This is a genomic window from Corynebacterium sp. 5QC2CO (assembly GCF_024580435.1).
In the GTDB taxonomy this organism is placed as follows: Bacteria; Actinomycetota; Actinomycetes; order Mycobacteriales; family Mycobacteriaceae; genus Corynebacterium; species Corynebacterium jeikeium_D.
This window is the reverse complement of the sequence record NZ_JANIKI010000028.1, coordinates 1-1,452: the sequence shown is the minus strand read 5'-3', so window position 1 is coordinate 1,452 and position 1,452 is coordinate 1. Positions and strand designations below refer to the sequence as shown.

General features: G+C 52.8%; 1 protein-coding gene. It reads right to left on the bottom strand.

Going from position 1 to position 1,452, the window contains the following annotated elements:
* Positions 1 to 93: 93 nt before the first annotated feature.
* Positions 94 to 1,332 (bottom strand): IS256 family transposase, encoded by a 1,239-nt coding sequence (locus tag NQ014_RS10795; protein WP_168939886.1) that lies wholly within the window; start codon positions 1,330 to 1,332, stop codon positions 94 to 96.
* Between the last annotated feature and the right edge of the window lie 120 nt (positions 1,333 to 1,452).

Sequence of the window (1,452 nt, the reverse complement as noted above, 5' to 3'; positions counted from 1 at the left end):
GGTCAAGTCCGACGGAGTGGTGTTTCTGCCTTTCGTTGAAACAAGCAGTGTGATGGCGTCAGGGACCGGCACGTGCTTGGTGCTGTGACTGGTTCATGCGACCTCCTTGGTGGTGGTGTCGGCGTCGATGATGCTGGCGGTGATCATTGCTTTGGTCTGTTCCAGACTGGTCAGTGACATGTAGCGGTTTTGCTGAATCCAGTCATCATGTTGTTCTGCCAACACAGCACCAACAAGGCGCACGACTGCATCACGGTTAGGGAAGATTCCAACAACATCTGTGCGCCGGCGGATTTCACGATTAAGCCGTTCAGTGGGGTTATTCGACCAGACTTTCTTCCACACCGACTTCGGGGTATTGGTAAACGCCAATAGTTCGTCGAGGGCTTCTTCCAGGTAGTCGGCCACGTGTGGGAACTTCTGCTCACAAAATGCCACGACCTCTTTGGCTTGGGACCACACCGATTCCGAGTCTGGTTGTTGGAATATCGTGTGAAACATCGCCGATAGCGTCGGCCATTGAGTCTTGGGGACCATGGCTGAGAGGTTCTTGGCGAAATGGGTACGGCATCGTTGCCAGGACGCATTCGGTAAGACATCACTAATCGCATGCTGGATACCTAAGTGAGCATCACTGGTAACGAGGTAAACCTCGTTGAGTCCGCGGGCTTTAAGGTCTCTAAAGAACCCGGTCCAGGATGCTACTGATTCCGAGGTAGCAACCTGCATGCCTAGTAGCTCGCGGTAGCCTTCAGCATTAACCCCGGTAGCAAGGAGTACGGAGGTTTTAACCACTCGTCCGCCTTCACGGACTTTCATGGTCAACGCGTCACATGAGACATACAAGTATGGGCCGGTATCTAGTGGCCTGGTGCGGAAGTCTTCGACCATTCCGTCGAGGTCTTTGGCCATCTCAGATACCTGGGATTTTGAGAGATTATTGATACCTAGACTGGCGACAAGATCGTTCATCCTGCGAGTGGATACGCCCTTTAAATAGCAGGTAGCAATTACGGTAGTTAGTGCGCGTTCAGCCCGGGTTCGTCGTTCAAGTAGCCAGTTTGGGAAGAATGATCCAGTGCGTAATTTGGGAACAGCCACATCAATCGTGCCCACGCGGGTATCAAGGTCACGGTGGCGATAGCCGTTGCGGACGTTAGTACGAGACTCAGAGGAGGTGGCGTATTCAGCGCCGCAGACTTGGTCTGCTTGGGTCGAGAGGATTTGGTTGATAAATCCTTGAAGCATCTCGCGCATCAGATCAGGAGAGGCTTGAGCGAGCAATTCGTCTAAGTAGGAAGACGGGTCTATAGAATAAGGACCAGCGGCCATCGTGGTTATCCCTTTCGAGGAAGTGTGGTTATGGAATCGAAAGGTACTACGGTGGTCGCCTCATGCATTCATCAGGCCCTCACCGATAGTCACAGATACACCACGCTAACGGACGCAACC

Excerpts from the sequence above, each read along its gene's own strand:
- NQ014_RS10795 (WP_168939886.1), bottom strand. The coding sequence starts at position 1,332 with ATGGCCGCTGGTCCTTATTCTATAGACCCGTCTTCCTACTTAGACGAA.